This window comes from Modestobacter sp. SYSU DS0875 (assembly GCF_054050915.1).
This window is the reverse complement of sequence record NZ_JBJHAH010000013.1, coordinates 65,607-87,387: the sequence shown is the minus strand read 5'-3', so window position 1 is coordinate 87,387 and position 21,781 is coordinate 65,607. Positions and strand designations below refer to the sequence as shown.

General features: G+C 75.5%; 22 protein-coding genes and 1 riboswitch. Of the genes, 10 read left to right on the top strand and 12 right to left on the bottom strand.

Going from position 1 to position 21,781, the window contains the following annotated elements; all coding sequences use genetic code 11:
* Positions 1-7: 7 nt before the first annotated feature.
* Together ACI79Y_RS10200 and ACI79Y_RS10195 are read left to right on the top strand one after the other, a co-directional pair.
* On the top strand, positions 8-2,134 hold the full coding sequence (locus ACI79Y_RS10200; protein WP_457158371.1) for a PTS fructose transporter subunit IIABC: 2,127 nt from the start codon (positions 8-10) through the stop codon (positions 2,132-2,134).
* A 34-nt stretch (positions 2,135-2,168) separates the two neighbouring features.
* The gene (locus tag ACI79Y_RS10195; RefSeq protein ID WP_457158370.1) at positions 2,169-2,429 is read left to right on the top strand and encodes an HPr family phosphocarrier protein; all 261 of its coding nucleotides are present in this window, start codon (positions 2,169-2,171) and stop codon (positions 2,427-2,429) included.
* Between the two features lie 148 nt (positions 2,430-2,577).
* Here the strand turns inward: ACI79Y_RS10195 and ACI79Y_RS10190 are convergent, their stop codons facing one another.
* From ACI79Y_RS10190 to pdhA, 5 genes are all read right to left on the bottom strand, one after another.
* Positions 2,578-3,039: an SRPBCC family protein gene (locus ACI79Y_RS10190; protein ID WP_457158369.1), complete on the bottom strand. Its 462-nt coding sequence runs from the start codon at positions 3,037-3,039 to the stop codon at positions 2,578-2,580.
* 176 nt (positions 3,040-3,215) lie between these two features.
* Positions 3,216-4,394: an AGE family epimerase/isomerase gene (locus tag ACI79Y_RS10185; RefSeq protein ID WP_457158368.1), complete on the bottom strand. Its 1,179-nt coding sequence runs from the start codon at positions 4,392-4,394 to the stop codon at positions 3,216-3,218.
* A 230-nt stretch (positions 4,395-4,624) separates the two neighbouring features.
* Entirely contained in the window at positions 4,625-6,043 is a 1,419-nt protein-coding gene (locus ACI79Y_RS10180; protein WP_457158367.1) for a dihydrolipoamide acetyltransferase family protein, read from the bottom strand.
* Positions 6,043-7,020: an alpha-ketoacid dehydrogenase subunit beta gene (locus ACI79Y_RS10175; RefSeq protein ID WP_457158366.1), complete on the bottom strand. Its 978-nt coding sequence runs from the start codon at positions 7,018-7,020 to the stop codon at positions 6,043-6,045. The genes ACI79Y_RS10180 and ACI79Y_RS10175 overlap by 1 nt, the downstream gene beginning before the upstream one ends.
* Entirely contained in the window at positions 7,017-8,156 is a 1,140-nt protein-coding gene (pdhA, locus tag ACI79Y_RS10170; RefSeq protein WP_457158365.1) for a pyruvate dehydrogenase (acetyl-transferring) E1 component subunit alpha, read from the bottom strand. Before pdhA ends, ACI79Y_RS10175 begins: the two co-directional genes overlap by 4 nt.
* A 214-nt stretch (positions 8,157-8,370) precedes the next feature.
* Between pdhA and ACI79Y_RS10165 the strand changes: the two genes are divergently transcribed.
* Genes ACI79Y_RS10165 through ACI79Y_RS10155 form a run of 3 tightly spaced genes read left to right on the top strand, consistent with a single transcriptional unit; the run spans position 8,371 to position 10,120 of the window.
* The gene (locus tag ACI79Y_RS10165) at positions 8,371-8,886 is read left to right on the top strand and encodes an Lrp/AsnC family transcriptional regulator (protein WP_457158364.1); all 516 of its coding nucleotides are present in this window, start codon (positions 8,371-8,373) and stop codon (positions 8,884-8,886) included.
* 57 nt (positions 8,887-8,943) lie between these two features.
* Positions 8,944-9,591, top strand: coding sequence for a hypothetical protein (locus tag ACI79Y_RS10160; RefSeq protein WP_457158363.1), 648 nt, complete (start codon positions 8,944-8,946; stop codon positions 9,589-9,591).
* Positions 9,592-9,601: 10 nt separating this feature from the next.
* Positions 9,602-10,120 (top strand): hypothetical protein, encoded by a 519-nt coding sequence (locus ACI79Y_RS10155; RefSeq protein ID WP_457158362.1) that lies wholly within the window; start codon positions 9,602-9,604, stop codon positions 10,118-10,120.
* 75 nt (positions 10,121-10,195) lie between these two features.
* Here ACI79Y_RS10155 and ACI79Y_RS10150 read toward each other — a convergent pair whose 3' ends face one another.
* The 3 genes from ACI79Y_RS10150 to ACI79Y_RS10140 form a co-directional block, all read right to left on the bottom strand.
* Positions 10,196-11,527 carry a serine hydrolase domain-containing protein gene (locus ACI79Y_RS10150; protein ID WP_457158361.1) on the bottom strand — a complete coding sequence of 444 codons (1,332 nt, stop codon included), beginning with the start codon at positions 11,525-11,527 and terminating at the stop codon, positions 10,196-10,198.
* A gap of 9 nt (positions 11,528-11,536) precedes the next feature.
* The gene (locus ACI79Y_RS10145; RefSeq protein ID WP_457158360.1) at positions 11,537-11,884 is read right to left on the bottom strand and encodes a DUF3817 domain-containing protein; all 348 of its coding nucleotides are present in this window, start codon (positions 11,882-11,884) and stop codon (positions 11,537-11,539) included.
* A 182-nt stretch (positions 11,885-12,066) separates the two neighbouring features.
* A complete protein-coding gene (locus ACI79Y_RS10140) occupies positions 12,067-13,197 on the bottom strand; it encodes an NlpC/P60 family protein (RefSeq protein ID WP_457158359.1) in 1,131 nt (376 codons plus the stop codon).
* Positions 13,198-13,212: 15 nt separating this feature from the next.
* Positions 13,213-13,382: riboswitch (cyclic di-AMP (ydaO/yuaA leader) on the bottom strand.
* A 437-nt stretch (positions 13,383-13,819) separates the two neighbouring features.
* On the opposite strand from ACI79Y_RS10140, the gene ACI79Y_RS10135 reads away from it, so the two are divergent.
* From ACI79Y_RS10135 to ACI79Y_RS10120, 4 genes are all read left to right on the top strand, one after another.
* Positions 13,820-14,278: a GNAT family N-acetyltransferase gene (locus tag ACI79Y_RS10135; protein WP_457158358.1), complete on the top strand. Its 459-nt coding sequence runs from the start codon at positions 13,820-13,822 to the stop codon at positions 14,276-14,278.
* The gene (locus tag ACI79Y_RS10130; protein ID WP_457158357.1) at positions 14,275-15,825 is read left to right on the top strand and encodes a phytoene desaturase family protein; all 1,551 of its coding nucleotides are present in this window, start codon (positions 14,275-14,277) and stop codon (positions 15,823-15,825) included. Before ACI79Y_RS10135 ends, ACI79Y_RS10130 begins: the two co-directional genes overlap by 4 nt.
* Positions 15,826-15,916: 91 nt before the next feature.
* Positions 15,917-16,066 carry a hypothetical protein gene (locus ACI79Y_RS10125; protein WP_457158356.1) on the top strand — a complete coding sequence of 50 codons (150 nt, stop codon included), beginning with the start codon at positions 15,917-15,919 and terminating at the stop codon, positions 16,064-16,066.
* Positions 16,067-16,113: 47 nt separating this feature from the next.
* Positions 16,114-16,944, top strand: coding sequence for a YihY/virulence factor BrkB family protein (locus ACI79Y_RS10120; protein WP_457158355.1), 831 nt, complete (start codon positions 16,114-16,116; stop codon positions 16,942-16,944).
* On the opposite strand, the gene ACI79Y_RS10115 is transcribed toward ACI79Y_RS10120, so the two are convergent.
* Together ACI79Y_RS10115 and ACI79Y_RS10110 are read right to left on the bottom strand one after the other, a co-directional pair.
* Positions 16,934-17,785 carry a PPK2 family polyphosphate kinase gene (locus ACI79Y_RS10115; RefSeq protein WP_457158354.1) on the bottom strand — a complete coding sequence of 284 codons (852 nt, stop codon included), beginning with the start codon at positions 17,783-17,785 and terminating at the stop codon, positions 16,934-16,936. The two genes, ACI79Y_RS10120 and ACI79Y_RS10115, sit on opposite strands and share 11 nt — an antisense overlap.
* 24 nt (positions 17,786-17,809) lie before the next feature.
* Complete coding sequence (locus ACI79Y_RS10110; RefSeq protein WP_457158353.1) at positions 17,810-19,846, bottom strand: HelD family protein; 2,037 nt, start codon at positions 19,844-19,846, stop codon at positions 17,810-17,812.
* A 101-nt stretch (positions 19,847-19,947) separates the two neighbouring features.
* Here ACI79Y_RS10110 and ACI79Y_RS10105 point away from each other — a divergent pair, with 101 nt between their 5' ends.
* Positions 19,948-20,697 carry a PRC and DUF2382 domain-containing protein gene (locus ACI79Y_RS10105; protein WP_457158352.1) on the top strand — a complete coding sequence of 250 codons (750 nt, stop codon included), beginning with the start codon at positions 19,948-19,950 and terminating at the stop codon, positions 20,695-20,697.
* Between the two features lie 6 nt (positions 20,698-20,703).
* Here ACI79Y_RS10105 and ACI79Y_RS10100 read toward each other — a convergent pair whose 3' ends face one another.
* On the bottom strand, positions 20,704-21,390 hold the full coding sequence (locus tag ACI79Y_RS10100) for an alpha/beta hydrolase (protein WP_457158351.1): 687 nt from the start codon (positions 21,388-21,390) through the stop codon (positions 20,704-20,706).
* A gap of 75 nt (positions 21,391-21,465) precedes the next feature.
* Complete coding sequence (locus ACI79Y_RS10095) at positions 21,466-21,774, bottom strand: hypothetical protein (RefSeq protein ID WP_457158350.1); 309 nt, start codon at positions 21,772-21,774, stop codon at positions 21,466-21,468.
* Between the last annotated feature and the right edge of the window lie 7 nt (positions 21,775-21,781).

Here is a 21,781-nt window from a genome sequence, read left to right as displayed (position 1 = left end):
AACGACCATGCCCGCACTGATCACGACCGACCTGGTGGCGCTCGACGCCGACCTGGGTCCCGACAAGAACGCCGTCGTGCACCGGCTGGCCTCGGTGGTCGCCGAGGCCGGCCGGGCCACCGGCGCCGAGGCGCTGGCCGACGACGCGCTGGCCCGGGAGGCGAAGGCGGCCACCGGGCTGCCCGGCGGCATCGCCATCCCGCACTGCCGTTCCGCGGCGGTCACCCAGGCCTCGCTGGCGTTCGCCCGGCTCGCCCCGCCGGTCGACTTCGGCGCCCCCGACGGCCCCGCCGACCTGGCGTTCCTCATCGCCGCTCCGGAGCACGGCGACGCCGACCACCTCACGCTGCTCACCGCGCTGGCCCGCGCCCTGGTGCGCCCGGAGTTCACCGCGGCCCTGCGCGCGGCCCGGACGCCGGAGGAGGTGGTCGGCCTGGTGCAGGACGTGGTGTCCCCCGCCGAGACCCCGGCCGCGGCCGCCCCGGCGCCGCAGACCCCGGCGCCGGCCGAGCCGGAGCGGGCCCGCCGCAGCATCGTGGCGGTCAGCGCCTGCCCCACCGGCATCGCGCACACCTACATGGCCGCCGACAAGCTCACCGCCGCGGCGAAGGAGCTCGGCGTCGACCTGCACGTGGAGACCCAGGGCTCGTCGGGCTCGACCCCGCTGGACCCGGCGGTGATCCGGGACGCCGACGCCGTCATCTTCGCCGTCGACGTCGGCGTCAAGGACCGGGACCGCTTCGCCGACAAGCCGCTCGTGCAGTCGGGCACCAAGCGGGCGATCAACGAGCCCGCGGTGATGATCCGCGAGGCGCTGGCCGCCGCCGACGACCCGAACGCCCGCCGGGTGCCGGGCACCGCCGCCGACGGCGCGGTGGCCGCGTCGAGCGGGGAGCGGCCCGGCATCGGGTCGGAGATCCGCCGCTGGCTGCTCACCGGCGTGAGCTACATGATCCCGTTCGTCGCGGCGGGCGGCCTGCTCATCGCGCTGGGCTTCCTGTTCGGCGGCTACCAGATCGTCAACGCCGACCCGGCCACGGACGGCGCGCAGAGCTACGCGCTGAACTGGGCGCTGAACAACACCTTCTTCGACCTGCCGAGCGCCGGCGGGGTCGAGGGCCTCAACGACGGGCTGCTCGGCTACCTCGGCGCGCTGTGCACGGTGCTCGGCCAGGCCGCGTTCGGCTTCCTGGTGCCGGCGCTGGCCGGCTACATCGCCTACGCCATCGCCGACCGGCCCGGCATCGTCCCCGGCTTCGTCGTCGGCGCGGTCTCCCTCACCGTGGGCGCCGGCTTCCTCGGCGGCCTGGTGGGCGGCATCATCGCCGGCTTCGCCGCGCTGTGGATCAGCCGCTGGAAGCTCCCTGCGTTCGCCCGCGGTCTCCAGCCGGTGGTGATCATCCCGCTGCTGGCCACGCTGATCTCCAGCGGGATCATGCTCGTCCTGCTCGGCCGGCCGCTCGCCCTGGCCCTGGAGGGGCTGGGGGACTTCCTCAACGGCCTCACCGGCGCCGCGACGATCCTGCTCGGGATCATCCTCGGCCTGATGATGTGCTTCGACCTCGGTGGTCCGGTCAACAAGGCCGCCTACGTCTTCGCCACCACCGGGCTGACCGCGGCCATCGCCGGCGACGGCGGCCGGCAGCAGCTGGTCATCATGGCCACCGTGATGGCGGCCGGCATGGTGCCGCCGCTGGCGATGGCGCTGTCCACCGCGATCCGGCCCACGCTGTACACCCCGGCCGAGCGGGACAACGGCAAGGCGGCGTGGCTGCTGGGCGCGTCCTTCATCTCCGAGGGCGCGATCCCCTTCGCCGCGGCCGACCCGCTGCGGGTGATCCCGTCGATGATGCTCGGCGGCGCGACCACCGGTGCGATCGTGGCCGCCAGCGGAGTGGAGCTGCGGGCCCCGCACGGTGGCTTCTTCGTGCTCTTCGCGATGTCCGGCATCGCGATGTTCGTGGTGGCCGTCATCGCCGGGATGATCGTCGGCGCCCTCGCGGTCACCATCGCCAAGAGCATCGGCCGCACCCCCGACGTCGGCCCCGGTGCCGACCTCACCACCGACGTGGCCGGCGGCCCCGGTGCCGGGAACTCCCCGGCGCAGCCCGCCGTCGCCCGACCGGCACACTGATCACCAGGATCCCGACCACAGAAGGCAGGCACCGATGCCCTCCAAGACCGTGACCGTCGGCTCCGCCGTCGGTCTGCACGCGCGCCCGGCGGCGCTCATCGCCGAGGCCGTCACCAAGTCCGGGGTGCCGGTCACCCTGGCCGCGCCCGGCGGCAACCCGATCGACGCCGGCTCGCCGCTGATGATCATGACGCTCGGCGCCAAGCAGGGCACCGAGGTCACCGTCAGCAGCGACGACGAGGCGGTGCTCGACCGGATCTCCGGCATGGTCGCCAGCGACCTCGACGCCGACTGAAGGACCCCTCTGCCCCCCTCCGCTCGCGAGCTCGCGGTGGGGCCCTGCAGAGGGGCCGTTCCAGCACGTCGCGACGGCGCCCGCCCCCTCGAGCGAGGGGGCGGGCGCCGTCGTCGTTCGGCCCGTTGCGGGGGCGCAGGCTGCGTCGTCAGCCCTCGCGCGGGACCTCGCCACGCCAGGCACCGGTCTCGGCGCCGCGACTCTCGATGAACTCCTTGAAGCGCTTCACGTCGGCGGTGATCTGCCGGTCGTCAACGCCCACGGCGGCCCCGACCTTCTCCACGACGCCCTGCGGCTCCCAGTCCAGCTGGACCATCACCCGGGTCGTGTTGTCACTGATCTTGTGGAAGGTGACCACGCCGGCGTGCTTGGCCTCGCCGTCGGTGCTCTTCCAGGCCACCCGCTCCTCGGGGTGCTGCTCGGTGATCTCCGCGTCGAACTCGCGCTCCACGCCACCGATCTTGGTGACCCAGTGGGTGTGCCGGTCGTCGAGCTGGGTGATCCGCTCCACGCCGTTCATGAACTGCGGGAACGACTCGAACTGGGTCCACTGGTCGTACGCAGCCCGGATCGGGACGTCGACGTCGATGGACTTCTCCACGGTGGCCATGAGGGCGTTCCTCCTCTGCTCGGGATCATGCCGTCAGGGAGCGCCCTACCCGATCGCACGCAGCCGGACACCCGGGGTCACCGGACGTCCCCGTTCCGCCGCCGGCCCTCGCCACAATGGCCACCTTGGCGACGCGGGTGAGCGCCACCATGGCCACTGTGGCGGCGAGGAGCCGGTCAGGGCGTGCGGACGGCGGCGGCGACGCTGCCGGCGACCGGCGCCTCGCGCAGGAGCAGCATCTGCACCAGGTGGTAGGCGTCCGGCTTGCCGGACCAGGTGACCTCCGCGACCGCACCCTCGGGGGTGAGCTCGTGGTGCCAGCTGCCCACCGCCTCGTCCAGGAACAGCCGCTCGCCCAGCTCCTCCCAGCGGTGCTGCAGGGTCGCCGTCCGGGGGTCGCCGGTGACGGCGAACCGGACCGCCGCCGCCGCGACCGCCTCGCAGAGCACCCAGTGCATCCGGGCGACCACCACCGGCCGGTCGGACCAGTCCAGCGTGTACGGGAAACCCGGGTGCCCGTCGGCGGCCCAGCCGCGCTCGACCGCGGCGGTGAACAGCCCGTCGGCGTCGGCGCGCAGCCAGCCGGGGGCGTGCTCGCCGAAGGCGGCCGCCAGGTGCCAGCACAACCGGGCCCACTCGAACTGGTGGCCGACCGTGACCCCGTACGGCCGGAACGGGTCGGCCGGCCGGTCCCGGTTCAGCTCCGGCAGCGGCTCCCAGTCGGCGGTGAAGTGCTCGGGCAGCCGCCAGTCGCGCTCCCGGGCCCAGCCGTGCACGATCCGCTCGGTCGCCCGCAGCGCGTGCGTGCGCAACCGGGCGGTGGCGCCGGGATCGGTGCCGGCGAGCGCGTCCGCGGCGGCGAGCATCGCCTCCACCCCGTGCATGTTGGCGTTGGCGCCCCGGTAGTCCTCACCGTGGGTCCAGCTGCGGTCGAAGGACTCCCGGGCGAGCCCTGCCTCGTCGTCCCAGAACCGCCCTTCCCAGACGCCGAGGGCCTCGTCGAGCAGCTCCTTGCCGCCGGGGACCCCGGCGGCGGTGGCTGTCGCGCCGGCGAGCACCGCGAAGGCGTGCACGTAGGCGGCCTTGGTGTCGTCGTCGGTGGCCGAGCGCCAGCCGCCGTGACCGTCGTCGTGCAACGGACCGCGGCGCAGCGCGTCGACCCCGTGGGTGGCCAGCTCCGCCGCCCCCGGGTGGCCCAGCAGTGCGGCCAGGGCGAAGACGTGGGTCATCCGCGCGGTGATCCAGGTCTGCAGCGGGCGGTCGGGCAGGACGGCGCCGTCCCCGCCCTGCCAGCCGAAGCCGCCGGGCACGCGGGAACGGGCGGCGAAGGACAGCAGCCGGTCGAGGTCGGTCACCGGAGCACGCTAACGCCGCCGTTCGGCGACCACCGCTGCGGCGAGCCGGACCCCGACGACCACGAGCACCACGAGGCAGACCAGCACCAGCAGTCCGCCACCGATGTTCGTGCCGTCGACGTGACCCCCTGCTCCAGCCCCGGCCGACCACCGCCGACCACGGCGGCGGCGACGAGCAGCACCAGGGAGGTCACGAGGGAGGCGAGCGCCCAGGCCCGGGTCGTCACGGCTCAGAACGCCAGCGCGGTGCCCGGGTCGTGCAGCAGTGCGCCGACGTCGGCGAGGAACCGCGACCCCAGCTCGCCGTCGATGATCCGGTGGTCGAACGACAGCGCCAGCGTGGTCACCTGCCGGACGACGATCTTCCCCTTGTGCACCCACGGCTGCTCACGGATCGCCCCGAACGCCAGGATCGCCGACTCCCCCGGGTTGAGGATCGGCGTGCCGGTGTCGACGCCGAACACCCCGACGTTGGTGATGGTGATCGTGCCGTCGGTCATGTCCGCCGGCGGCGTCCGCCCGGCGCGGGCGGTGGCGGTCAGGTCGCTCAGCGCACCGGCCAGCTCGGGCAGCGACAGCCGGCCGGCGTCCTTGATGTTGGGGACGACGAGACCGCGCGGCGTCGCAGCGGCGATGCCCAGGTTGATCTGGTGCTTGACCACGATCTCCTGGGCGGCCTCGTCCCAGCTGCTGTTCACCATCGGGTGCCGGCCCACCGCCAGCAGCAGCGCCTTGGCGACGAACAGCAGCGGGCTGATCTTCACGCCGGCCAGCTCCGGGCGGGCGGCCAGCCGCTGGCGCAGCTTCATCGTGCGGGTGACGTCGACGGTGAGGAACTCGGTGACGTGCGGCGCGGTGAAGGCGCTGCTCACCATCGCCGCCGCGGTGTGCTTCCGCACGCCCTTGATCGGGATCCGCGTCTCGTCCAGCACCGTCTCGGTGCGCGCGGTCGCCACCCCGGCGGGCCGGTCGGCGGCGGCGCGCGCCGCGTCGACGTCGGCGCGGGTGATCACCCCGCCGTCCCCGGTGCCGGTGATCGTGGTCAGGTCGATGCCCAGGTCCTTGGCGTACTTGCGCACCGGTGGCTTGGCCAGCGGCCGGAGCGCGCCGGCCCCGGGCTCGGCCGCCGTCGCCGGCGCCGCCGCCTCACCGGCCCGCGCCGCGGCCTCCGCGGCCCGGCCCGCTTCCAGCCCACCGTGCCGCACCGGCTTGACCGTGGTGTCCGGCGCGGTGGCCAGCAGCGGCGGGCGGTCGGCATCGGAGCCGTAGTCGGCTTCAGCGGGTGCGACGGCGGGGCCGGTCCGGCGAGGACGACGGCGGGGCTCGGTGGTGCGCGGCCCGTAACCGACCAGGACGGCGGTGCGCTCCTCGGCGGGCGCGGGCTCGGGGGTCTCGCCGGCCGGGCCACCGGTGTCGATGGTGATGATCGGCGCACCCACGTCGACCGTCGTGCCGACCTCGTGGAGCAGCTCGACGACGGTGCCGGCGAACGGCGAGGGCAGCTCGACCGCGGCCTTGGCCGTCTCGACCTCGCACAGCGGCTGGTTGACCGCCACGGTGTCGCCCACGGCGACCAGCCAGGAGAGGATCTCGCCCTCGGTGAGCCCCTCGCCGACGTCGGGCAGGCGGAACTGGCGCAGCTCGGCCATCAGTACCCCATCGCCCGGTCGACGGCGTCCAGCACCCGGTCGAGGTCGGGGAGGTAGTCCTCCTCGAGCTTCGACGGCGGGTACGGGGTGTCGTACCCGCCCACCCGCAGCACCGGCGCCTCCAGCGAGTGGAAGCAGGTCTCGGTGACCCGGGCGGCGATCTCCGCGCCCAGGCCCAGGGTCAGCGGCGCCTCGTGCACCACCACGCACCGGCCGGTGCGCCGCACCGAGGCGTACACCGGCTCCAGGTCGAGCGGGGACAGCGTGCGCAGGTCGACCACCTCCAGCGAGCGCCCCTCCTCGACGGCGGCGTCCGCGGCCTGCAGCGCGGTCTTCACCATCGGCCCGTAGGCCAGCACGGTGACGTCGTCGCCACCGCGGACCACCCGTGAGGCGAACAGCGGCGCCGCGGCGCCGTCGAGATCGACCTCGCCCTTCTCCCAGTACCGCCGCTTGGGCTCGAGGAAGACGATCGGGTCCGGGTGGGCGACCGCCTGCTGGATGCCCCAGTAGGCGTCGGCCGGGCTGCTGACCGCGACCACCTTCAGCCCGGCGGTGTGCGCGAAGTACGCCTCCGGGCTCTCGCTGTGGTGCTCGACCGCGCCGATGCCGCCGCCGAAGGGGATGCGGACGACGATCGGCATCGGCAGCCGGCCCTTCGAACGGGCGTGCAGCTTGGCGACCTGGGTGACGATCTGGTTGTAGGCGGGGAAGACGAACCCGTCGAACTGGATCTCGCACACCGGCCGGTAGCCGCGCATGGCCAACCCGACCGCGGTGCCGAGGATGCCGGCCTCGGCCAGCGGGGTGTCGACGACGCGGTCCTCACCGAAGTCCTTCTGCAGGCCGTCGGTGATCCGGAAGACCCCGCCCAGGCGCCCGATGTCCTCGCCCATGAGCACGACCTTGGCGTCGTCCTCCATCGCCCGGCGCAGACCGAGGTTGAGCGCCTTGCCGATGGTGAGGGTCTCGGTCACTGCCCCGCTCCTTCGAAACCGGCGTGGTACTCGAGGAACTCCGCGCGCTGGCGGGCCAGCTCGGGCGGCATCTCGGCGTAGACGTGGTCGAAGATCTCGGCGGGCGCCGGCGGGGCCAGCTCCCGCGTGCCGCTGCGGATCCGCTCGGCCAGGGCGTCGGCCTCGGCCTCGACCGCGGCGAAGAAGTCCGCGTCGGCGATCCCGTTGCGCGACAGGTGCGCCTTGACCCGGGCGATCGGGTCGCGCAGCTTCCACTCCTCCAGCTCGCTGGCCAGCCGGTAGCGGGTCGGGTCGTCGGAGGTGGTGTGCGCGCCCATCCGGTAGGTGAAGGCCTCGATGAAGGTGGGGCCCTGGCCGTCGCGGGCGGCGGCCAGCGCCGCCCGCGTCACCGCCAGGACGGCGAGCACGTCGTTGCCGTCGACCCGGACGCCGGGGAAGCCGAAGCCGCCGGCCCGGTGGAACAGCGGCACCCGGGACTGCCGCTCGATCGGCGCGCTGATCGCGTACTGGTTGTTCTGGCAGAAGAAGACCACCGGCGCGGCGAAGGTGGCGGCCCAGATCATCGCCTCGTTGACCTCGCCCTGGCTGGTGGCGCCGTCGCCGAGGAAGGCCAGGGTGGCGCTCTCCGCGCCGTCGCGCTGCAGGCCCATCGCGTAGCCGGTGGCGTGCAGGGTCTGCGCGCCGATGACGACGGTGTAGAGGTTGAACCCGGTGGACACCGGGTCCCAGCCGCCCTGGTCGATGCCGCGGAAGAGGCTGAGCACGTGCAGCGGGTCGACCCCGCGGGTCCAGGCCACGCCGTGCTCGCGGTAGGTCGGGAAGGCCATGTCGTCGTCGGCCAGCGCCCGGCCGGCGCCCACCTGGGCCGCCTCCTGGCCGAGCAGCGACGCCCACAGCCCCAGTTCGCCCTGCCGCTGCAGGGCGGTGGCCTCGGTGTCCCAGCGGCGGACGAGCACCAGGTCGCGGTACAGGCCGCGCAGCTCCTCGTCGCCCACCTCGAGCGCGTAGTCGGGGTGCTCGACCCGCTCACCCTCGGGCGTGAGCAGCTGGACGAGCCCCGGCTGCCCGGGCAGATGGGGAGCACCGGCTCCCGGTACGGGGTCGACCACCTCGGTGGTGTGCGACAGCGCGGTCATGCGCGTCCCTCCTCGCCGTCTCGCGGGGCCCGGGGTCTCCGGGGTTCCCGCGCTGGACGTCCTCGCGGCGCCCGGGTGTGGCGTCGCTCACACATGGTGGCACGCCAGGGCACCGATCAGCAGATCACCGCGCGACCGATCTGCGCAAGATCCGTCCCACGGGGTGCGCACGATGACCGGTAGTAGGACGTCCTCGCATGTCAGACTGCACACCGTGACCGCCGGCACCACCCGACTCGACGCCACCGACGCACGCCTGCTGCTGGCCCTGTCCGAGGAGCCGCGGGCCACCGTCCTCGCGCTGGCCCGGACGCTCGGCCTGGCCCGCAACACCGTCCAGGCCCGGCTGGCCCGGCTGGAGTCCACCGGCGCCCTCGAGCCGTTCGAGCGGCGGGTGCGCCCCGAGGCGCTGGGCTACCGGCTGGGCGCCTACGTGACGGTGCAGGTCGTGCAGCGCAGCCTGGCCGACGTCGCCGAGGCGCTGGCTGCGATCCCGGAGGTCCTGGAGGTCACCGGGCTCTCCGGCGTCGCCGACCTGCTGGTCCGGGTGGTCGCGACCGACGCCGACGACCTCTGGCGGATCAGCGAGCAGGTGCTGGCGATCCCCGGCGTGCAGCGCACCGACACCAACCTCGCGCTGCGCCGGTTCGTCGACCACCGGATGGCCCCCCTGCTGGAGCGCGCTGCCGGCGCCACCCGCGGCGCCGAGGACGGCGCCGGCGCGGGCTGAGGGCCGGCGCCCGGCGGGGTACTGGCGCCCCGGCCCGGCCGCGCGCATGCTGCCGTCGTGCGCAACAGGCCGACGACCGTGCCGCTGACCTCTACCCTGCTGACCTGCGCCCTGCTGGTCGGCGGCTGGGCCGCCGCCCCTCGCGCCTGGGCCTGCAGCTGCGCCGGAGCGAGCACCGACGAGCAGTTCGGCCGGGCCGACGCCGTCTTCACCGGCACGCTCCTCTCCCGCGAGGTGCTGGCGCCGGCAGGGTCGGGACGCAGCAGCGGCGACCCCGCGCTGCACGTCTTCGCCGTCGACACCCTGCACAAGGGCGTGGCCGACCCGCGGCAGCAGGTGGTCTCCGCCGACTCCGGCGCCAGCTGCGGTCTGGAGCTGGCAGGTGACGGACCGTTCCTGGTCTTCGCCACCGACCCGCCGGACCTCCCGGAGGGTCAGCTCGCCGCCGACCTCCGCGGCGGCACCGCCCCGCTCACCCCCGAGCTGGCCGCGGAGGTCCGGGACCTCGCCCCGGGAACCGAGGGCCTGCCGCTCACCGGCGCCCCGGGACCCGCCGACCCGCAGGCCGCCGCCGCGGGTCCGTCCTCGGGCGCGGGGACCGCCGTGGGCCTCGCCGTCCTGGCCGCCGGCGCGCTCGGCGTCCTCGGGTGGCGGCGGACCCGGCGGCGCGGACCCGCCGTTTCAGGGTCGTCGCCTGCCGGGTAGGGGCGCGGCCATGGCGAAGCGAACCTCTCTGGGCACCATCGGCAAGGGCCGGCGCGGGATCAGCACGCTGGGCTGGGTGCTGCGCGGCGCCGCCGCCGGTGCGGCCGGCACGACGGCGCTGAACGCCGTCACCTACCTGGACATGGTGGCGCGCGGGCGGGGCAGCAGCTCGACCCCGGAGCAGACCGTCGAGGCGCTCGCCGACAAGGTGCACGTGCAGATCCCCGGCGACGAGGAGACCCGGCAGAACCGGGTGCAGGGGCTCGGCCCGATGACCGGGCTCGCCGCCGGCATCGGCATTGGGGTCCTCGCCGGGCTGGCCCGGGCCGCCGGGTTCCGCTCCCAGCCGCTGGTCGGGACGGCGCTGACGACGGTCGGCGTGCTGATCGGCTCCAACGGCCCGATGACCGCCCTGGGCATCACCGACCCGCGCACCTGGTCGACCACCGACTGGGTCAGCGACGTCGTCCCGCACCTGGCCTACGGCGCGGTGGTCAAGACGACGATGGACGCCTTCGACCGACCCTGACCGGCTCCGCCGGTCAGCCGGCCCCGGTCGGAAGCCCGCCGATCATCCCGACGACCCGGGGTCCGCTCACCGACGTCACGCTCGCCCCTGCCAGCCCCGCGCGTCCACCCCGCCGGGCACCGGCGCATCGGGGTCGTAGGGCGTGCGGGTGAAGACGAAGGTGGCCAGGTCCAGGTGGTCCGGGGCGATCCGCAGCGTCTCCCCCGCGTAGTAGCCGTCCAGGCCCACCCAGGTGCCGTCCGCCCGCGCGGTGAACCGACTGGCCCGGCCGGGGCGACCGGGCAACGGGCCCAGGTGCAGCAGCCGATCGCCCTGCGCCCGCAGCACGTGCGGGGCCGGCCCCCAGAACCAGACACCGAGGACGTCCAGCGGCACGGGCGGGGGCGCCGGCGTCCAGGCGTCGACGACGCGCGGCTCGGCCGCCCGGAGGTCGGCCAGCAGCCCGGGGACGAGCGGGTCCAGCCCGCTGGTGGTGTTGGCCAGCATCACCCCGCCCGCCTGCTCGGCCCGGTCGACGAACACCCCGGCGAGGAACCCGGGCATCGAGCCGCCGTGGCCGACCAGCGTCACCCCGTCGGCGCGCACCACCTGCAGGCCCAGGCCGTACGCCGACCAGCCGGCCGCGGCGGAGTCGACCCCGGCCGGCACGGTCATCTCCTCCAGGGTCGCCGGGGAGACCACGTCGGCGGTGTCACCGAGCAGGAAGACGGCGAACCGCCCCAGGTCGGCCAGCGTCGCCCACAGCTGACCGGCCGCGGCCATCACCCCGGCGTCGTGCTCGGGCTCGGGCAGCACGACGTCGGCCCACGGGTGCACCGCGTGGCCCTGGGCGGCAGCGCCGCTGGGACGCGGGGTGGTGCGGGTCATGCCCAGGGGCAGCACCACCTCGTCCCGGACGACGTCCGCCCACGGCCGGCCGCGGTGCCGGGCGACCAGCTCACCGAGCAGGCCGAAGCCGAGGTTGGAGTAGTGGAACCGCCGGGCGGCGCCGAGCACCACGTCGTCGTCGCTGAGCGGCAACTCGGCCAGCGATCCGCCGGGGACGCGCTCCCACCAGCCGCCCGGGCTCTCCGAACCCGCCCCGGCGAGGTGGGAGAGGAGCTGACCGACCGTGCGGTCGCCCAGCGGGGTGCCCGGCAGGTGCTCGTCCAGCAGGTCGTCGAGGCCCAGGGCACCCTCGTCGCGCAGCCGCATCACCACCAGGGCGGTGACCGTCTTGCTGATCGAGCCGAGCCGGTACTGGACGTCGGTGTGCGGGTCGGTGACGTCCCCGCGCCCGGCCGACCAGGCGAGCCCGCCGTCCCGGACGACGCCGGCGACCAGGCTGGGCGCCCGCCCGTCGCGCTGCACGCGGGCGGTGCGGGCCAGCAGGGTGCGGGCGGTGGAGGGCAGCACGGGCTCGGCCATGCCGGGAGGCTAACCAGCCCGGACGGCTGCGGTCTCCCCCACCGGCAGCCGCCCGGTGCGGCGGGCCCAGTGCTCGAACCAGAGGGTGACCAGCGGCGGCACCGAGGCGGCCAGCGCGAGGATGGTGGTGCCGAGGGACCAGCCGAGCACCCGCCAGGCGACGAGCGTCACCGCGACGTAGGCGATGAAGACCGCACCGTGCACCGGGCCGAACACCTGGACGCCGACCTCGGAGGTCTCCGGCACGTACTTGACGAACATCCCGGCGAGCAGCAGCACCCAGGACACCGCCTCGGCGACGGCGACGACGCGGAACGTGCGGGCGACGGGAGCGGGGGCGAGCAGTCGGGCAGCCACGACCGGGGACAACGAACCACCGGCGCCCCGGTCTCCCGGATGTGATGAAGGCCCCCCTCCTCCCCACCCCTCGCAGGCTCAGGGCGGGACCCGGGAGGGGGCCGTTGCAGGGCGCAGGGACACCGGTGCCCCGGCCGCCGCGAGGCGACCGGGGCACCGGTGTTCGTGCTGGAGCGCTGGCGTCAGCCGGCGATCCGCCGCATCGCGGTGATGCTGCCCATCACGTCGATGCTGGCGACCTTGACGACGTCGCCCGAGGTCGGGGCGTGCACCATCTGGCCGTTGCCGATGTAGATGCCGACGTGGCTGACGGGCGAGTAGAAGGCGATGACGTCACCCGGCTGCAGCTCGCCGCGGGAGACCGCGCGCCCCATCGTCGCCTGGGCCCGGCTGGAGTGCGGCACGGAGATGCCGGCGGCGGCGTAGGCGTACTGCACCAGACCGGAGCAGTCGAACGACCCCGGGCCGGCGGCGGCCCAGACGTAGGGCTTGCCCTGCTGGGCCATGGCGGTGCTGACCGCGGTCGCCGCGGCACCGCTGGAGGCGACGACCGGGGCGGACGGGGCCTGCGCGGCCGGGGCTGCGGCGCGGGCGGCGTTGCCACCCCCACCCGAACCGGAACCGGAACCGGAGCCGGCGGCCTGGTCGGCCGCCGCGGCCTCGGCGGCGTGCTGCCGCTCGGCCTCGGCCCGGGAGGCGGCCTGCTCCGCGGCGGAGAGCCGCTCGTACATCGCCTGGTACTCGGCGATCTGCTTGTTCAGGTCGGTGCGCTGCTGCTCGACCCGGTCCAGCTGGGCCTGCGCCTCGGTGGCGGCGGCCTCGGCCGCCGCCTGGGCCTCGGTGGCCTGCTCGTCGGCCGCGACGGCCTCGCCCAGGATCCCGTTGTTGTGGTCGGCGATGGAGCCCAGCGTGCCGACGCGGTCCATCAGCTCGTCGGCGGACTCGCTGGTGAGCATCGCCTGCAGGGTGCTCAGCTGGTCGCCGGTGTAGGCGCTGCGGGCGACCTCCCGGACCCGGTCACGGGCGCCGGCCAGGGCGGCCTCGGCAGCCTCGACCCGGGCGGCGGCGTCGTCGACCTCGGCCTGCTTGGTCTCGAGTTCGACGCGGGCGTCGTTGAACTGCTCGGTGACGACCTCGAGTTCGTGCGCGCGCTCGGCGACCAGGGTGGCCGCCTCCGCGGAGGTGGTGGGTTCGGCCGCGGCGGGCGCGGGGGCCAGCAGGGTGGTGGCCACGAGGGCACCGGCGGCGAAGAAGGTGACGACGGCCCGGCGGGGAGTGGACCCGCGACGGGCAGGGTTGAGCGAACTCGCCATCTTCGGCGGGTGGTCCTTTCTTCCAACGTGCCGCCTACCGAGTTAGCTGACGGGTTCGGATGGGAAGACACCCGGCACGTGCGGCCCGGCTGGGCCGCGCAGTGCTTCACCCCAGTGCTGCGGTGGGTCCCCGGTCCCCTGGCCCGCCGGAGTGCACGGGCCGCGGAGTTCGGCGGCGGTCTGGTCGGTCGCCACCGAGAGGTGGCTGAGGTGCCCGTCCGGACCGTCGACCACCGTAAGGGCGTTATGGGCTCGTGACAAAGGCTCTTTGCGATTTTGTTGAGAAACTCCGTGCGTGTGCTGCAACACGCTCACCGAGCGTGATCGGCGCGCCGGGATTGCGGACCGCCGACGTACACGGCCCCGCGCTCGTCCGCGCCCGGGACGTCGACACGCGGTCTGAACTGGGCACCCAGGTCCGGCGCCGGACGGTGCGGCCGCGCGGCGCCGTCCGCGCCGCCGCGGACCCCGCCGGCCCCCTTCCGTCACGCTGCGCCAACGACTCCGCACCCCTGCGCCACCACCGCATCAGGGACTGAGCGCTCCCCCGGCGCGGCGTTCGCCGGCCCTGGCCCGGGCACCTGCTAGAGGGGCCCGGATCACGGCGCGCCAGGATGACCCGGTGCCGACCCTCGCCACCGCTCCCTGGGACGACCCGGACGTCGTCGCGCTGACCGCCGCCCAGCAGGTCGAGCTGCGCGCCCGCTACGACGGCGCCGGCGAACCCGGGGTGCCGCCGTCCGCCGCCGACGTCGCGGTGGTGCTGCTCGCCCGCGACGACGACGGCACCCCGATCGGCTGCGGCGCGCTGCGCCCGCTGGGACCGGGCGAGGCTGAGATCAAGCGGATGTACGTCGTCCCCGGCGCCCGTGGGCGAGGGGTGTCCAGGCTGCTGCTCGCCGGGCTGGAGGCCGAGGCGGTGGCCCGCGGGTGGACCACGGTGCGACTGGAGACCGGCGTCCGGCAGCCGGAGGCGATCGCGCTGTACCGGTCGACGGGCTACCGGCCGGTCGAGGCGTTCGGGCACTACGTCGGCGCCGGCGACCCGCACGCGGTGTTCTTCGCCCGGGAGCTGGCGTGAGCACCGCGGCCCGCTACGACGCGGTCGTCGTCGGGGGCGGGCACAACGGGCTGGTCGCCGCCGCCTACCTGGCGCGCGCCGGGTGGTCGGTGCTGGTGCTGGAGCAGCGGGACGTGCTCGGCGGCGCCGCCGTCAGCCAGCAGGTGTTCCCCGGCGTCGACGTCCGGCTCTCGGCGTACTCCTACCTGGTCAGCCTGCTGCCCGACCGGATCGTCACCGACCTGGGCCTGCCGCTGGACCTGCGGGACCGGGCGGTCGCGTCCTGGACGCCGCTGCGCCGCGACGGCCGGCACCGCGGGCTGCTGGTCGAGCGGGACGAGGGGCCGGCGACGGCGGCGTCCTTCCGCGCGCTCACCGGCGGGGACGCCGAGCTGGCCGGCTGGCAGCGGTTCTACGGCCGGCTGGCCACGCTGGCCGCGGACCTGGCGCCCACGCTCACCGAGCCGCTGCCCAGCGAGGCGGAGCTCGCCGGCCGGCTGCGCGACCCGGGCCTCTGGCACGACCTGCGCGAGCGGCCGCTGGCCGACGTCGTCGCCGACCACCTGTCCGACGACGACGTGCGCGGCATCGCCCTCACCGACGGCCTGATCGGCACCTTCGCCGACGTGCACGCCGCCGACGGGCTGGCCGGGCGCTGCTTCCTCTACCACCTGGTCGGCAACGGCACCGGCCGGTGGCGGGTGCCGGTGGGCGGCATGGGCGCCGTGAGCGGCGCGATCGCCACCGCCGCCCGCGCGGCGGGCGCCCGGCTGGTCACCCGGGCCACCGCCACCGCGATCGAGGCCCGCGCCGACGGGGTGACGGTGCACTGGACCGACGACGACGGGACGGCGCACGCAGCCGACGCCGGGCACGTGGTGAGCGGCGCCGCGCCGGCCGTGCTCGACGAGCTGCTCGGCGCGCCGGCCGCACCTCGGCCCTCGGGCTCGCAGCTCAAGGTCAACATGGTGCTGCGGCGGCTGCCCGGGCTGCGCTCCGGGGACGACCCGCACCGGGTGTTCAGCGGCACGGTGCACGTCGACGAGTCCGCGTCGGCCATCGACGCCGCGTACGGCCACGCCGCCGCCGGCCGGCTGCCCGACGTCGTCCCGTTCGAGGTGTACTGCCACTCGCTGACCGACCCGTCGATCACCGGTGCGACCGGGCTGCACACGCTGACCCTCTTCGGGCTGCACACCCCGGCCGAGCTCTACGCGGCCGACCCGGTGGGCACCCGCGAGGAGGCGGTGCGCCGGGTCGTCGCGCAGCTCGACGACCACCTCACTGAACCGCTGGCCGACTGCCTGGCCACCGACGCCGAGGGCCGGCCGTGCCTGCAGGCGGCCTCACCCCTGGACGTCGAGGCCGCACTGGCGATGCCGGGCGGGCACATCTTCCACGGCGACCTCTCCTGGCCGGTGGCCACCGACCCGGCGCAGGCCGGCACCTGGGGCGTGGCGACGGCGCACCCGCGGGTGGTCGCGGCGTCGTCCGGGGGCACCGTGCGCGGCGGTGCGGTCAGCGGGCTGGGCGGCTTCGCCGCGGCCCAGCACCTGCTCGGGCGGTGACCGTCCCGGATCCGTGCGTGAGCAGCCGACGCCGGGGAAGGAAGGCAGCAGAGCCAGGGACCGGCCGGTCCCGACGACGACTGGAGACGCCATGAGCACCCCGCCGAACCGCCCGGACGACCAGGGGCAGCCGCCGAAGTCGGCACAGAACCGGAGCCGGGCCATCCTGGCCGGCGTCGTCGTGCTGATCCTCGTGGTGATCTTCGGCTACATGCTGCTGGTGGGCGGTCTCTCCGACTGAGCCGCACCCGGCGGGCGGGACGCCCCGCGCCGTGGTCACATGACGCGGTGCGGGTGTCGGGCGAGGCGCGGGGCCTCGCGGCGTCGGTGCGCCGCCGGCTGCGGGGGCGCGACACCTCCCTCATCGCCGCCGGGCTCACCTTCTACGCGGGCATCGCCGTCGTCCCGGGCCTGGTGCTCTCCCTCGGCCTGACCACCTGGGTGACCAGCCCGCGGACCGTGCAGCGGCTGACCGACCGGCTGGCCGAGGTGCTGCCGGCCGAGCTCGGCGCCCCGGCCGCCCTGGCCCAGCTGGCCGAGGCCGGCACGGGGCTGTCGGTGATCGGTGGCCTGCTCACCCTGCTGCCCATCTCGCTCTACGGGGAAGGCCTGCGCCGGGCGCTGCTGCGGTTCAGCCCGGCCCACGACCGGTTCACCGCCTGGCGCGGCCGGCTGCTGGCGCTGCCGCTGCTGCTGGTCGCCCCGCTGCTGACCTGGCCGCTGCTCCGGGCCGGGCAGGCGCTCGCCGAGCTGTCCGCCGAGCCCGGCATCAGCAACCGGCTGGCGGCGTTCGCGGTCGGCTACTACTCCGTGCTGGCCGTGCTCACCGTGCCGCTGGCCTGGGTCTTCGGGGTGGTGGCCGCGGGCCGGCTGCGGTGGGCTGCGGTGGGAGCCGGTGCGCTGTTCACCGCGGCCTGCCTGTCGGGGTTCCTGCAGGGGTTCGTGCTGTTCCTGTCGCTGCCGCTCGACCTGGGCGCCCCCTTCGGCGGGCTGACCGTGGTCGGCGGCGTGATCGCCGTCGGCTTCTGGCTGTTCCTGCTGCACCTGGTGCTCATCGCCGGCTGGCTGTGCACCCAGGCGCTGGACGAGCGCCTCGACCGACGGGCGGTCAGCCGCTGAGCGGCTGCTCCTCGACGAGCCGGTCGCGCTGCTCGTCGACGTCCCAGGCCGGTTCCGGCAGCCGCGGCTGCAGCTCGGTGAGGGTCTCCAGCAGCAGCCGCCCGACGGCCCAGTTGCGGTACCACTTGCGGTCGGCCGGCACGACGTACCAGGGCGCGGTGTCGGTGTCGGTGCGCTCCATCGCGGTGGCGTGGGCCTCCTGGTACTCCGACCACGACGCCCGCTCGTCGACGTCGGAGGGGTCGAACTTCCAGCGCGTGGTCGAGTCGTCGAGCCGGGCGAGCAGCCGCTGCTTCTGCTCCCACGGGGACAGGTGCAGGAAGACCTTGACGATCGTGACGTCGTCGGCGACCAGCTGCCGCTCGAACCGGGCGATCTCCCGGTAGCGCCGCTCGATCACCTCGGGGGGAGCCAGCTGCCGCACCCGGCCGATCAGCACGTCCTCGTAGTGGGAGCGGTCGAAGACGCCGACCTTCCCCGCCCCGGGCAGCGCGCGGCGCACCCGCCAGAGGAAGGAGTGCCGCAGCTCCTCCGGTGTCGGCCGGCCGAAGGAGACCACGTGCACGCCGTGCGGCTCCATCGCGCCGACGACGTGCTTGACGACGCCGCCCTTGCCGCTGGTGTCCATGCCCTGCAGCACCAGCAGCACCCGCCGCCGGCTGCCACCGGTGCCCTCGGCGTAGAGCCGCTGCTGCAGCTCGGCCAGCCGGTCGGCGTCGGCCCGCAGGACGTCCTTCGTCCTGTCCTTGTCCCCCGGCACGTGCGGGGTCGACCGGGGGTCGATCTCCGCCAGCCGGACCGGGGCAGGGGGCACGCGCAGGGCTCGGCGCAGGGAGGACATGCCCCGCAGCCTAGGGACGCCGGGTCACGCGGCCAGCAGGTCGGGGAGCTCGCCGCGGTGCAGCACGACCATGCTGCTCACCGCCCGGGTGAGGACGACGTAGAGCCGGTGCAGTCCACGCGGCTCGGCGGCCACGATCGCCGCCGGCTCCACCACGACGACGTGGTCGAACTCCAGCCCCTTGACCAGCGTCGCCGGCACGACGGAGACCCGGGCGGGCGCACTGCCGTCGTCGGCCAGCGCCGCCACCTCCAGCCCGGCAGCGGCCAGCATCCCGACCACCTCGGCGACGTCGGCGTCGGCGCAGACCACGCCGGTCGACCCCTCGGCCGTGGCCAGCTCGGCGACCACCCCGGCCAGCGGCCCGGCCAGCGTCCCCACCGGGCGCAGGCGCAGGGCCCCGGGCTCCGAGCGGGCCGCGGTGGCCGCCGGCAGCCCGGGGGCGATCTGCGGCAGCAGCCGGTTGGCGAAGGCGAGCACCTCACCGGGCACCCGGTAGCCGCGGGTCAGCGGCCGGATCGTCGTCGCCGGCCGGCCGAGACCCGCCAGCGTCTGCGCCCAGTCCGGCGCCGACCAGGGGCTGGTGGCCTGGGCGAGGTCGCCGAGCACGGTCAGCGACCCCGCGCCCAGGCGCCGGGCGATCGCCCGGCACTGCATCGGGGAGAGGTCCTGCGCCTCGTCGACGACGACGTGCCCGTAGCCGGGGGTGCGCTCCAGGAGGCCGGCCACCTCGTCGACCAGCACGGCGTCCGCGGCGGTCCACGGCGCGCTCTTCACCGACCGCGGCGCCTTCGGCCAGTGCAGCAGCGCCTGCTCCTCCTCGGTGAGCACGCCGCGCGCCGCCCGGGCCAGCCGCCCGGGGTCGGTGAACAGGTCGTGCACCAGCCCGGCGGCGTCGACGGCGGGCCAGACCGCGTCGCAGAAGGCGCGCACCTCGGCGCTGCGGGCGCACCGGCGGGTCTCGGCGTCGGTCGGGCTGCCCCCGCCGGCCTCCTTCAGCCGCCGGGCGTACTCGGCCAGGCCCATCGCCAGCCGCTCCCGGCCGGCCGCGTAGTGCACCAGCTGCTGGTCGTCGGCGCCGCTGGTGCCGGCCCGGCGCAGGTCGTCGACGAAGCGCTTGAGCCGGTCCTCGCCGATCCGGTACTTCCGCCCCGACAGCGCGACCTGAACCGAGTCGGTCGGCTTCCGGACGCCGCCCCAGAGCGCCCGCCGGAGCACCTCGGCCATCCGCGGGTCGCCCTTGAGGACGGCGACGGCCGGCTCGTCGTGCGCGCGGACGGTCACCCGGGCGGTCAGGTCGGCGACGGTGGCCTGGTCGACCTCCACCTCCCCCAGCGCGGGGAGCACCTGCTCGATGTAGCGCAGGAACGCCCGGTTCGGCCCGACCACCAGCACGCCGGTGCGGGCCAGCTGCTCGCCGTGGGTGTAGAGCAGGTAGGCCGCCCGGTGCAGCCCGACGGCGGTCTTCCCGGTGCCCGGCGCGCCCTGCACGCAGATCGACTCGGTCAGCGGTGCCCGGACGATGTCGTCCTGGTCGGGCTGGATGGTGGCCACGATGTCCCGCATCGGGCCGCTGCGCGGGCGCTCGATCTCCTGCCGGAGGAACGCGCTGTCCTGCTCCTGCCCCTCGGCCAGCCATTCGTCCTCGTAGCCGGTCAGCTCACCGGCGGCGAAGCCGAACCGGCGCCGGCGCGCCAGCCCCTGCGGATCGGCGGCGCTGGCCTGGTAGAACGGCCGGCTCATCGGCGCCCGCCAGTCGATGACCACCGGGTCACCGACGGCGTCACGCACGTGCCGGCGGCCGATGTGGAACGTCTCGGACTCACCGTCGGTCCGGCCGAAGAACGGCGGGACACCGGGGTCGGCGGCCAGGGAGCGCAGCCGAGCGGCCCGGGCGGCACCGAGCCGCTCGGAGGCCCAGGCGTCCACCCCGGCGTCGGTGACCGCGACGGCCGCGGTGCGCATCTGGGTCAGGCACTCGGCCGCGCGGGCCAGGTGGGCACGCTCGGCGGCGAGGACGGGATCGGGGGCGGTCTCGGCGGGGGCGGGGGTCGGAGACACGGTCGGAGGACGCTACGCGCGCGAGGAGGCCGGCTCAACCGACTTCCCCGCGCCACGCCGGGGATGTGTAGCGGGAGTGGCGCCGGAGCACCCACCAGGGCATGACCAGTGACTCCGCGCCGCCGCCCGTCATCGGGGCCACCGTCGACGACCGGGACGGCACCACCCTGGGCACCGTGACCGCGGTCTTCCTCGACGACGTGACCGGCCAGCCCACCTGGATCGGCCTCACCGAGGGGCAGCACGCCGCACCCGCCGACGAGGAGGTGCCGGTGATCGCGCCGATGAGCGGCGCCGAGTTCACCGGCGGGCGGCTGCAGCTGACCGTGGCCGCCACGGCGGTCCGCTCCGCGCCGCGCGTCGCCCGCCCGGACCACCTCAGCCCCGAGGAGGAGGCCACGCTGCAGACGCACTACCGCGTCGGCGCGGCCGCCGGCACCGGGGCCGCGCACTCCGGCGGCGGCTCGGCGGACTCCGCGATGACCCGCTCGGAGGAGCAGCTCCAGGTCAGCACGGTGGTCGAGCCGTGGACCCGGGCGGTGCTGCGGATCGAGGAGGTCACCGAGGAGGTGATGGTCCCGGTCACCGTCACCCGGCAGCGCGCCCGGATCGAGCACCTGCCGCTCCGTGCGGGCGACCGCCCGGGCGAGGACGCACCGGCCGAGGTCGGCGGCGACCGGACCGGCGAGTGGGTGACCCTCTACGGCGAGCGGCCGGTGGTCTCCGTCGAACGCGAGCCGGTCGAGCGGGTGCGGCTGGCGACCTCCTGGACGACGGAGGAGCACCAGGTCGGTGACCAGCTGCGGAGCGAGCAGGTCGAGCTGACCGCCACCGAGGACCCGCGGGGCTGAGCCGGCTCAGGCGCCGGGCGCGTCCAGCCACCAGCCCAGCGCCCCGGACACCAGTCGCGGCGTGATGTCGTGGCCGCCGGCGAACTCGTCGTAGGTGACCTCGTAGCCGTCGGCGGCCAGCTCCGCCGCGACCCGCCGGCCGCAGCGGGCCACCGGCAGCACCCGGTCGTCGGTGCCGTGCGCGATCCAGAACCGGGGGCGGCCGTACCGGCCGGGTGGGGCGGCGAACCCCGGGGAGAAGGCCAGCACCGCCCCGGTGAGGTCGCCGTTGGCGATCCCCAGCGACAGGGCGTACGAGCCCCCGTCGGAGAACCCGCCGATGGCCACCCGGGAGACCGCCGTGCGGGCGAACACCTGGGCGAGGGCGGCGTCGATGGTGGCGACGTCGCGCCCCAGCCCGCCGGCGACGAGGTCCCAGGTGGACGCCGCGGACGTCGGCGCGAGCAGCAGCACGCCGCGGGCGGCGGCGACCTCGCCGACCCGCGCCAGCGAGTCGGCCGCCGAACCACCCGCGCCGTGGCAGAACACCAGCAGCGGGCGGGGCCCCGGATCACCCGGCGGGACGGCGAGCACCGCCTCCGCCGACGTCCCCAGGTCCAGGGAGGTCAGCCCCGGTGCGAACGGGGGACCGCCCGGGTCGGGGAGGGGGCGGCTGTCGAGGCGGCCGTCGGTGGCTCGGCGGGGAGCAGACACCGCCGTCCCCTACCCGCCGGCCGGCCGCATCCACCGCACTCCTCGGCCGCTCGCCGGCACCGCCGGGCGGGGTCCTCAGTCCTGCGGGAAGTCGGTCGTGTACGCCAGCTCCCGCCCGGCCTCGATCTCGGCGGCGAGTGACGCCACCCGTGCGGTGGCCAGCGTGTAGGAGTCGGAGCCGAGCAGCTGGTGCAGCGGCGCCGTCCCGGCGTCCGCGACGGAGATGATCGCCGCGGCGGCCCGGACCGGGCCGCCCGGCTGGGTGCCCGGCATCGCCAGGTGGGCCTCGGTCATCTCCCGGATCGCGTCGTACCCCGCCGTCGCCGCCGGCAGCCCGAGCGAGACCGGGCGCAGGAAGTCGGTGCGCAGGTGGCCCGGCTCCACCAGGTCG

Bases quoted from the DNA above. Each gene is read 5' to 3' on its own strand.
- ACI79Y_RS10200 (WP_457158371.1), top strand. From the start codon at position 8: ATGCCCGCACTGATCACGACCGACCTGGTGGCGCTCGACGCCGACCTG.
- ACI79Y_RS10195 (WP_457158370.1), top strand. From the start codon at position 2,169: ATGCCCTCCAAGACCGTGACCGTCGGCTCCGCCGTCGGTCTGCACGCG.
- ACI79Y_RS10190 (WP_457158369.1), bottom strand. From the start codon at position 3,039: ATGGCCACCGTGGAGAAGTCCATCGACGTCGACGTCCCGATCCGGGCT.
- ACI79Y_RS10180 (WP_457158367.1), bottom strand. From the start codon at position 6,043: ATGGCCGAGCTGCGCCAGTTCCGCCTGCCCGACGTCGGCGAGGGGCTC.
- pdhA (WP_457158365.1), bottom strand. From the start codon at position 8,156: ATGACCGCGCTGTCGCACACCACCGAGGTGGTCGACCCCGTACCGGGA.
- ACI79Y_RS10155 (WP_457158362.1), top strand. From the start codon at position 9,602: ATGGCGAAGCGAACCTCTCTGGGCACCATCGGCAAGGGCCGGCGCGGG.
- ACI79Y_RS10150 (WP_457158361.1), bottom strand. From the start codon at position 11,527: ATGGCCGAGCCCGTGCTGCCCTCCACCGCCCGCACCCTGCTGGCCCGC.
- ACI79Y_RS10140 (WP_457158359.1), bottom strand. From the start codon at position 13,197: ATGGCGAGTTCGCTCAACCCTGCCCGTCGCGGGTCCACTCCCCGCCGG.
- ACI79Y_RS10125 (WP_457158356.1), top strand. From the start codon at position 15,917: ATGAGCACCCCGCCGAACCGCCCGGACGACCAGGGGCAGCCGCCGAAG.
- ACI79Y_RS10115 (WP_457158354.1), bottom strand. From the start codon at position 17,785: ATGTCCTCCCTGCGCCGAGCCCTGCGCGTGCCCCCTGCCCCGGTCCGG.
- ACI79Y_RS10105 (WP_457158352.1), top strand. From the start codon at position 19,948: ATGACCAGTGACTCCGCGCCGCCGCCCGTCATCGGGGCCACCGTCGAC.